Source organism: Acinetobacter sp. GQ146 (assembly GCF_059758585.1).
The window spans coordinates 1-9407 of record NZ_JCAXDV010000015.1; the positions used below are offsets into that span (position 1 = coordinate 1).

9 protein-coding genes are annotated in these 9407 nt (G+C 34.5%); 5 read left to right on the plus strand and 4 right to left on the minus strand.

What is annotated here, in order from left to right; all coding sequences use genetic code 11:
- Window positions 1–609: 609 nt before the first annotated feature.
- Window positions 610–1041 carry a hypothetical protein gene (locus AC6CHI_RS15950; RefSeq protein ID WP_498122471.1) on the plus strand — a complete coding sequence of 144 codons (432 nt, stop codon included), beginning with the start codon at window positions 610–612 and terminating at the stop codon, window positions 1039–1041.
- A 140-nt stretch (window positions 1042–1181) separates the two neighbouring features.
- On the opposite strand, the gene AC6CHI_RS15955 is transcribed toward AC6CHI_RS15950, so the two are convergent.
- The 4 genes from AC6CHI_RS15955 to AC6CHI_RS15970 form a co-directional block, all read right to left on the minus strand.
- Entirely contained in the window at window positions 1182–1571 is a 390-nt protein-coding gene (locus tag AC6CHI_RS15955) for a CopG family antitoxin (RefSeq protein WP_498122473.1), read from the minus strand.
- A gap of 170 nt (window positions 1572–1741) precedes the next feature.
- Entirely contained in the window at window positions 1742–2050 is a 309-nt protein-coding gene (locus AC6CHI_RS15960) for a hypothetical protein (protein ID WP_498122475.1), read from the minus strand.
- Window positions 2051–2469: 419 nt separating this feature from the next.
- Window positions 2470–3012: a DUF8453 domain-containing protein gene (locus tag AC6CHI_RS15965; RefSeq protein ID WP_498122476.1), complete on the minus strand. Its 543-nt coding sequence runs from the start codon at window positions 3010–3012 to the stop codon at window positions 2470–2472.
- A gap of 196 nt (window positions 3013–3208) precedes the next feature.
- Complete coding sequence (locus tag AC6CHI_RS15970; protein ID WP_498122478.1) at window positions 3209–3400, minus strand: hypothetical protein; 192 nt, start codon at window positions 3398–3400, stop codon at window positions 3209–3211.
- A 1136-nt stretch (window positions 3401–4536) separates the two neighbouring features.
- Here AC6CHI_RS15970 and repM point away from each other — a divergent pair.
- From repM to AC6CHI_RS15990, 4 genes are all read left to right on the plus strand, one after another.
- Window positions 4537–5472 carry a replication initiation protein RepM gene (gene repM, locus AC6CHI_RS15975; protein ID WP_498122480.1) on the plus strand — a complete coding sequence of 312 codons (936 nt, stop codon included), beginning with the start codon at window positions 4537–4539 and terminating at the stop codon, window positions 5470–5472.
- Window positions 5473–5550: 78 nt separating this feature from the next.
- On the plus strand, window positions 5551–6066 hold the full coding sequence (locus tag AC6CHI_RS15980; protein WP_498122481.1) for a plasmid replication DNA-binding protein: 516 nt from the start codon (window positions 5551–5553) through the stop codon (window positions 6064–6066).
- A 387-nt stretch (window positions 6067–6453) separates the two neighbouring features.
- Entirely contained in the window at window positions 6454–7272 is an 819-nt protein-coding gene (locus AC6CHI_RS15985) for a hypothetical protein (protein WP_498122482.1), read from the plus strand.
- Complete coding sequence (locus tag AC6CHI_RS15990; RefSeq protein ID WP_498122483.1) at window positions 7269–9371, plus strand: DNA methyltransferase; 2103 nt, start codon at window positions 7269–7271, stop codon at window positions 9369–9371. The genes AC6CHI_RS15985 and AC6CHI_RS15990 overlap by 4 nt, the downstream gene beginning before the upstream one ends.
- Window positions 9372–9407: the final 36 nt, after the last annotated feature.

Sequence of the window (9407 nt, forward strand, 5' to 3'; positions counted from 1 at the left end):
TTCCCTTTATAAACTATTTAACATAATGGCCGTTATACGAAGTACACTTGTATATGAATATAAATATCAAGTACTTAAAAATTTCACTCTAACCAAAAAATACCCAAAAAGCCGATTTTGAAACAAGTCGGCTTTTTATTGAACGAATTTGTCACTTTCAGCCAATAAAATCGATCAAAAAAACGCTCAAATCTCAACTTTTCCCTGATAACTCAATGCCTGCACCTCGGAAATTATCCGCAATTTCTGCGGATAAACCTTGGGGTAAGTTTTGAGCAATGTTGTAAGCTCAGGCTGACATGAATTAGGGAGCATTGCGTCTATGGCATCCCTGCGATTTTTCATATGATGGGGACATAGAGAACAGGATGTTCCAACACATAAAACAATAATGATAAGTGCAACACCAGGACGTGAGGTACGACAGGAGTTATACCTAAACACCCAATACGAAAAAGCCCGACAGGATGTCTGGCTTTTTTATTGTCTGAATGATTTCTATAAATTCAGATCATTTTATTTTTACGCTATAGAGAATAAAGATTGACTTTATTTTTCCATAATATAACTTATACCACATATTATAAGTTATATTATGGAAAAATATTCATGGCTATTCCACCACGTAATTTTAATAGAGAACAGATTGAAGCAGAGAATAGAGCAACTGTGCAGGTAACCAGATCTGATGTTGCTTCAATTAGACGATCTATGCAGGATATTAATCAACAAATTGATAATAGAAGAAGCCGAATAGATGATGTATTGAGAAATAATCGTTCTTTGAATTCTGAGCAAATTACAGATTTACTAACTAATAGAGAGCATCTAAATCAATTACATACACAAGCTAGTAATTTAGAAAATCAATTAGTTTCTGATATGCCACAAGTCCCATCAAGTGCTGCATTATCGGCTACAGAAAGACGAGAAATTCAAGGTTTATATCGCTCTGGTTTATATACACAGCGCCAGCTGGCTGATCAATATGGAGTTTCACAACCAGCAATAAGTCAATGTACTAGAGATGATAATGACTAATTTTACACTCGTGTGTTCGAGGTCATATAACGTATAAAATGAAAAAGAGAGGACTTAAATCCTCTCTTTTTCATTTTAACAATTATGTGTGTGATTCATAGAGATCGTTTCAATCTAGCGATCTCTATGAATCACACAAATTATGCTGTCTTTTTCGATTTTTGATGCTCTTTTAAAAGAGCTTCAGCATCATGTAATTTCCGTTCTAACTCTTCATTAGCTTTAATTAAATCTCTATACATAACTTTTTTTTCTGCATCTACAAATCGTTTCAATACCACACGCATTAAAGCTTGGTATCCCAATTTTTGGGAAGCTCCGATTTCTTTCAGATCATCAATAAGCTCCCTCGGTAAACGAATTGAAATCATTTGCATATTGTTAGATTTATTCAAAATTTCATGAAAAGCTGATGGCACTGGTGTAGATCTAGCGAATTTAGGGTCAGATCCCAGCTCTCTAGTCTCCCACAAATCGGCTTCATCGAGTTCAAGATTTTTCAAAATCTGATCTTGATCTATATTTTTCATATCTATACCTGATAACAATTTAATCGTGTTTGCATCACGTTCACTTTGAAAGTGGAGTGTAAGTCTTAAACAAAAACCCATCATTTTAGATGGGGGGCTTTCATTAAGTGTTTGAACACTCTCAGAAGTGATGAGTCTTCACTTCTAAAAATGTTCAATATTGCTTTGATTTATTGATCATTAAAAAACATATCAATTTCATCTTGATTTGGATCAAATGCGGACTTGATCGCAAATTTTTGTTGATCTTCGTAGAACATAAAGCAGATTTTCAACCAACGACCTGAATCAGTTTGACTAATAAACCATTTAGTTGGAGGGTTGGTTTTATGCTGTTCACGTTTATCATCCAGAAAATGACTACCCGTGAAGTTATAAAAGCATTGTTCAACTTCTGCTAATACTACATTGTGCTTGTCTGCTAACTTTTGTCGCACACGAGCGGAGATTAAAAAAGGGTCATTGTTACCACCAGCCATCTTATTGTTTCACTCCTCGATTTCTGATTTATGTATATACGATATGTATATACATTTTGATAGATAATATCTACCACTCAAAGCGAGTAGTCAACTGAAATAACTAGTTTTAATAGCAAAACAGTTCAATATTTAGGCAAATAACAGTGGTTATGCAATACACCTTGTATATACAAAACATATATACGTTCTTTTTTTATAAGGTTCAATACTTTTCTTTATTTTTTACAAAAAAATTGGAAAATAAAATCAAAAAAAATACACAATATGTTGAGAATTATTTGTAATTTATTAAAAAAATGCACGATATATAGTGTTTTTCCCTAGATTATTTATGCTAAAAAGTTAAACCATACAGATAGTTATATATTATTAACTATAATAAAAAATTAGCGTTTAAAATATTTCATCCTATAACTTTACGAGGACATGCTTTTTAAAGACTTTGCTATATCTTTTAATGAGGTTTTAACATCACTTTCGAAGCTAGACTCACTTATATCAACACCTTCAAAAGCAGTAGGGTCTATCACAACTTTGTTCTTAATTTTCCTTCTAATTACCTGCAAGCTAGTCTGACTAAAAAAAGTGATTTCAATTTCTAGTGGCATGCCATTTAGTGCTTCTTTAAGCCCACCATACTGTCCCCAAGAATAAATTAACTTTTCATCTGGGAATAAAATAGGAAGCCCTTTAATGAATGCACCTGAATCATAAAACTTTAATGGATCTCTTAGACCAGGGATTCCATAAGCTTCTTTAGGTATCCCTTTAGGACAGACAAATTGAATATCTCTGGCAATGCCTTTACCTATGTTATGAATTATTAAATTAATGATGGTCTGCCTACGTCTATCTATCTGTGCGTATACCACAACATCTCCTATAGAGTTATTGTAATAGACAAGATAAGTGACCAATAACGATAGCAGTGCAATCACTAAGGTTAATATTTCTATCATTGATAGCTCTTGTTAGATTTTTATTCTATGAAACTATCACAAGATACACAGCATGTTGAACATAAAAACACCACTAAATTAATGACTATTTAACATAAAATCTCTTCTACGAAATGAAAAAAGGCACTTCAGAACAGGGAACTACCTGTCACTAGAAGTGCCTTTTATCTAAAACTACCGTTAAAGCCGATCCAGGTCAATCTTGGCTATTCTGTTCGATGGAATCATTGGCAGAAAACGCCCCAGGATTAGTGATCCTGATATTTTCCTGGCACTGTTCACACACCATTAGTCCTGCAAAAAGCTGTACGTTTTCTCTGGCATCACACAAAGTACATGGGCGTGGAAACTTCACGATATTGACTGAATTGATTAATACATTCGACATGATGGTTACCTTTCATTTTGTACAATAATTTGTTGTTAATTTTCATTAATTTAAAAATTATTTCCTCTAAAATTATGTACAAAACTATAATTGTTGCTGTGTACATAATATTCACTTTATTTTTCATAGAGTTAATATAAAAAGCATGTAAAATTTTGTACAACCTCATGTACAAGATAATTAATATATAAATCAAATATTTAATCAAAAAAATATCAATTAAATTGTACACGTTTTCAAACTATTAAATATTGCCTAGAAACCTGTAGCCGTAAGGATTTGAGGGGTGTCATCTTTAGATGCGTGGTGTGTGACAAAAAAATCTCGGCATGTGCCGACTTCTTATTCGATCAATTGACCAAAGTGACGTTAAGCTTGTGCTTGGCGTTGATCCAAAACCATTTCCAATAGGGAAATCACTGCTCATATTTTTAAGACAACAATTGATACTCCTAAAATGCGCTCAGATGCGTTTTAACGGGCTTATTAAGCAAAATATAGAATCCATAAAGAAACTTTGAAAACAGCTCAAAAAACGAAATTAGCTGCGAAATAGAGCATCTTTAAAACTCATCTCGATAGAAACAGAACGAGTGTCTACGAGTGATCTCCCAAAATTCGCACCTAGACTCTCTGAAAAACAGCTTTTTAGGCTGTGAAGCCTAAATAAGCATAAATCACATGCAGAAATTTAAGCCTAGACCGAGCGTAGCGAGTAAAAAAGCTTTTTGAGCGAAGCGAATTCCGAGTTGCTTTTGCTTTTTCTTAAAGTCACGTCAACATGAACCAAAAAATTGCCCCAGGAATCGAGCGAAAGCAAGATTCAATAGAGTTTGAGCGTAGCGAAAACCAAGGGCAATTTTTCCTGTCTTGGGCTTTTAATTATTTTTAATGCTTTTAAATGCTTTTAGATATGATGAAAGCCTTTATACATAGGTATTTCAGGCTCTATTAAACTAGGTTTATCGACCTATTAAACTAGGTTTATCGACCTATTAAACTAGGTTTATCGACCTATTAAACTAGGTTTATCGACCTTAAAGATAGGTTTATCGACCTATTAAACTAGGTTGATTTACAAATATATTAAACTAGGTTAAGGTACGACCTAATCAATTATAACTTTATTATTAAAAATGGCTGAGTTAGTAGTAAAAGATAATGCCTTAATTCAAGCTAGTTACACCTTAGATATGGTGGAACAACGCTTAATTCTATTAGCAATTGCTGAGGCAAGAGAGACAGGACATGGTATTACAGAGAATAGTTTGCTAGAGGTTCATGCGAGTAGCTATATCAATACATTTAATGTGGAAAAGCACACTGCATACACTGTACTTCGTGAAGCCTCTAAAAGCTTATTTGATCGTTATGTCACTTATCATGACGTCAATCCTAAGACTGGTAAAGACCGTAGTTTCCATTGTCGCTGGGTAGATAAAATTGGGTATGAGCAACATTCTGGAATCGTTTTTCTACGATTTACTCAAGATATTGTCCCCCTCATCACAAGATTAGAAGAAAATTTTACGAAATATGAGCTACAACAGGTTTCTAGATTAACAAGCTCATACGCTATTCGCCTGTATGAACTATTGATTCAATGGCGATCTAATGGGAAGACGCCTGTATTCGACCTACCAACTTTCAGACAACAACTTGGGGTTGAGACTCATCAGTACAAAACCATGAGTAACTTTAAGACTTACGTTTTAGACTTTGCACTAAAACAGGTTAATGAGTTAACAGACATAACAGCAAAATATGAACAACATAAACAGGGACGTTCTATCTCTGGATTTTCATTTTCCTTCAAGCAGAAGAAAACTATCTCTCAGTCTATGGAACCAAAAAGAGAGGCAACTCCACTAGATTTATTTTCTAGAATGACCGATAAACAACGTCATTTTTTTGCTAATAAACTCTCTGAATTACATGAGATGAGTAGCTATTCTCAAGGCACCGAAAGCTTTGAACAGTTTGCTGCCCGTATTATCGAAATGCTAAAAGACCCAAGTAAATTTGAGGAATTACTCCCTTTCCTGAAAAAAGTAGGCTTTAAAACCGCATAAAATATAAACTTGCTCATCTGTCTATTAGACAGTCTAATAGACAATAACTTTTGACAAGATTAGGCATAGTTTTACACCATGAAAAGTCTTTCAGTTCTTGAATTATCCAAGCTTTACAATATAAATAGACAGACTATTTACAATCACATAAATAAAGGAATTTTAAGCAAAAATTCTGATAATAAAATTGATTTTTCTGAGGCTATCCGTGTATTTGGTGAACCTACAAAAAAACAGGATGTAAAAGAGTCTGTAAAAATAGACAGTCCAATTTCGGCAGAGGTTTTACTACTTAGACAACAGGTAGACATGCTTAAAAATCAGCTTTCAGATGCAAAAGAACGTGAATCTTTTTATCAGAATCAGATTGAAACAATGCAACGTCTATTAGAGGCACCTAAACAATATACCACTAGTTCTATAGACCCAGAATCCGAGCTACCAGAGCCATCAATAAGTAAAAATGAACAAGTGATGGCTATGCCAACTAAAGAATCTGCTATCGAGAATACTCGTATTCCGATCCCAGAACAGGTTGAGGCAGAACCCGAAAAAAGAGGCTTCTGGAGTCGGTTTTTCCTGCCGAATGGCTAAGGGGATTGTTCAGTTTGTCTAAGCAAAGGCGTGGAACTTTGTATATAAAACAGGCGTGGAACGTGAAAAGTAGAGAGGTTGCTGCCCTGTTGCTCTATGATTCAGGGCAGCGCCAAGTAATATACTGAAATTAAAAGGAAAGCTTCAAGCGTTTCGTATAACGTGCATTATGTTAATTTTAGAAAAATTAAATTTAATATCCTAAAGTGATGTTCTCTCATACATCTAAGCTCATAGATATCCTCATCTAAAGATATTATGGCTAAAATACGTTTCCCTCTACCATTCGCCAGATTTCAATATCCAAATTAATTACTATTCTTAAAACCTTTGAGAATATGCTTTTAATTATATAGGTATCTGAATTTATTAGTAATAAGGATAATCATGTCAAAAGATAGTACAGTTTTCGATGTTTTTGAACAATGTGTTTTAGCTGTTCAAAATGGTGAGTTGATTGAAGCAGTTTCTTCAAAAGATAAAGAATTTCATTTCCAGAACTGGTTTCAAAAACGCCTTGAAAACTTAGGTATCTACTTTGAAGGATCTGGAAGAAATACTTATCCTGATTTCTGTTTAGTAAATAAAGCTGAAGGTTTTGAAATTAAAGGACTTGCCTGGCCAGGTCGTGAACGTGACTACGACTCAAATAGCCAAGTACCTACAGGTTTCCATAATGGCCGTACTATATTTTATGTATTTGGCCGTTATCCTGCGGACCTTTCAGATTATTCTGTCGGTGATAGTAATCAAAAACAGTATCCAGTTGTTGATTTAGTCATATGTCATGGTGACTTCTTAAATGCAGATCATAATTACGTCCACAAAAATAAAAATGTTAAAGGATTTGGTACTTATGGCGACATTATAATTCGTGATCGGAAAATGTATGTTGCTCCGACTCCTTTTGCCTTAACAGAAGGTACTACCGGATTAATGACTCTAATTTTACCAGAAGACTTTGGTACAGATCTTCGATACCAAGAGGTCGGAAAACTTACTAGAGTTGAAGCAGATTCTTTAGTGGTAGGTTATAACTTCGATTTGCGTACAAATGACTTAGTAGCAGAAAGATGTGTGAATCCTAAAGGAAAAACTGAACACAAATTTATTGCATATCGCTTACGTAACCAAACTAATAAACCAGTTCTTATGGCAGATAAATCATATTTAGTAAAAGATGATAAGAAGTTGCTTAGTAAATGATAGATATTGCAAAAACAATGCAGGATACAGACACAACAGCTCTAGAAGGTCAGTTTCCTATAGTTGAAATTAGTCAGATTGCTGAACAAGAGAGTTGGCGTAAAGAAATTAATCGCCCGATTTACCATATTCATAAATGGTGGGCTACTCGCTTAGGCTCAGTCTTTCGTGCTATCACAATAGGTGCTTTAACTCCTCCAGGAACTAATATTTGGGAAGAGTTTTATAAGACTCATAATTTAAAGGATAAAGTAGTTTTAGATCCTTTTATGGGTAGTGGAACTTCTCTTGGAGAGGCATTAAAGCTTGGTGCAAAGGCTATTGGTAATGATATTAACCCCATCAGCACTTTTTTAGTTCGTCAAGCGTTCACACCTGTTCCTGAAGCAGATTTACATGCTGCATTTGAATACTTAGAGCAAACAGTAGCTCCTAAAATTCGACACTATTATCAAACTCAAGATCCATTAACTGGTGAAAAAATCCCTGTTCTATATTACTTTTGGGTTAAAACAGTAACGACTCCTGATAATGAAGTAATTCCGCTATTTTCACGTTATGTTTTTTCGCAAGATGCTTATCCGAAAAAAAAACCAAAAGCTCAAATTGTCTGCCCTAATTGCTGGGAAGTACTAGAAGATAGATATGACTCGACTGAATTATGTTGTAAAAGTTGTGCGTATATTTTCAACCCACAAAAAGGTCCTACTAGTGGTCAGAACATAACAGCAAAGGATGGAACAAAATATAAAATTAAAGATTTAATACCTAAGAATGCTCCTCCAAAGCAACGTATGTATGCATTAATGGCTTTGCGTAAGGACGGTTCAAAAATCTACTTAAAAGCTACTCAAGAAGATTTTGATTTATATGATGAAGCTGAAAAAAGACTAGATATAGAAAGCCTTCCACTACCTCAAACAGAGGTTCGTCCTGGTCATAATACAGACCAAGCACGAGGTTATAACTATACTAAATGGCGTGATTTTTTTAACTCTCGTCAACTGCTTTGCTTGGGATTACTCTTACAGGAAATCCTAAATATAAAAGACCAAATAATTCAGGAGCAGATCCTTTGTCTATTCTCCAGTACATTGGAATTCAACAACCTTTTCTGCAGTTTCAAAGGTGAGGGAACTGGTGCTGTCCGCCATATGTTTTCAAACCATATATTAAAGCCTGAGCGCACCCCACTAGAGAATTCCATTTGGGGAACTAATCGAAGCAGTGGGACATTCAGTAGTTTATTCGAATCTCGATTATTACGAGCTAAACGTTACTTAGATACTCCTTTTGACCTAGAGTTTAAATATGACATGTTTGGTGAGCGGATAGGCTCTAATAAGGTTGTCGTAAGTAATCCAATTACAACTCAGCGTGTAGAAAACTGGGAAGAATTAAAGCTTCAAGAACATGGAGTATTAATTCTGAATGGAGATAGTTCAAAACTGCCATTACCAGAAAAAACTGTAGATGCTGTTATTACTGATCCACCATATTTTGACTTTGTACATTATTCTGAACTGAGTGATTTCTTTTTTGCCTGGTTGTCTCCAGTTTTACGTGATCGTTATGACTGGATGTCATCTATAGATTCATCGCATCCAGGAGAAGTTCAGCACAATGACCCAAGGATATTTTCAAATCAATTATCTTCGGTATTTAGTGAAGCTTGTCGTGTTCTAAAAGATGAAGGAATCCTTGCATTTAGTTTTCATCATTCACGTGCTGAAGGATGGGCCGCAATCTATGAAGCTATAAATAAAGCTGGTTTAGCTATTGTCACAGCACATGCAGTTCATGCTGAGCAACGTTCTGCCAGCCCCAAAACTTCGGCTAAAGAGCCTATTAGTATTGATGCAATTCTTATTTGTCGTAAAAAAAGGTTTGCTACAAATAACTTTGTTACTGTGCCAGAACTAAACATTATTATCGAAAAAATTTCAGCTCAGCTCCAAAATGGGGGAATGAAAATTTCAAATAATGACAAATTTGTTATCAGTGCTGCTCAAACCTTAATTTCCTATGCTACTCATGACTTAAGCTATGATGAAATTAAAAAGCATTTAGAAGATGTAAGAATGCTATTTAATAGTTAAGTAATCATTTTATAGAGGGAAAATGTATTTATTATT

What these genes read in the sequence shown, in the direction of transcription:
- AC6CHI_RS15950 (WP_498122471.1), top strand. Translation starts at nt 610, where the DNA reads ATGGCTATTCCACCACGTAATTTTAATAGAGAACAGATTGAAGCAGAG.
- AC6CHI_RS15955 (WP_498122473.1), bottom strand. Translation starts at nt 1,571, where the DNA reads ATGAAAAATATAGATCAAGATCAGATTTTGAAAAATCTTGAACTCGAT.
- AC6CHI_RS15960 (WP_498122475.1), bottom strand. Translation starts at nt 2,050, where the DNA reads ATGGCTGGTGGTAACAATGACCCTTTTTTAATCTCCGCTCGTGTGCGA.
- AC6CHI_RS15965 (WP_498122476.1), bottom strand. Translation starts at nt 3,012, where the DNA reads ATGATAGAAATATTAACCTTAGTGATTGCACTGCTATCGTTATTGGTC.
- AC6CHI_RS15970 (WP_498122478.1), bottom strand. Translation starts at nt 3,400, where the DNA reads ATGTCGAATGTATTAATCAATTCAGTCAATATCGTGAAGTTTCCACGC.
- repM (WP_498122480.1), top strand. Translation starts at nt 4,537, where the DNA reads ATGGCTGAGTTAGTAGTAAAAGATAATGCCTTAATTCAAGCTAGTTAC.
- AC6CHI_RS15980 (WP_498122481.1), top strand. Translation starts at nt 5,551, where the DNA reads ATGAAAAGTCTTTCAGTTCTTGAATTATCCAAGCTTTACAATATAAAT.
- AC6CHI_RS15985 (WP_498122482.1), top strand. Translation starts at nt 6,454, where the DNA reads ATGTCAAAAGATAGTACAGTTTTCGATGTTTTTGAACAATGTGTTTTA.
- AC6CHI_RS15990 (WP_498122483.1), top strand. Translation starts at nt 7,269, where the DNA reads ATGATAGATATTGCAAAAACAATGCAGGATACAGACACAACAGCTCTA.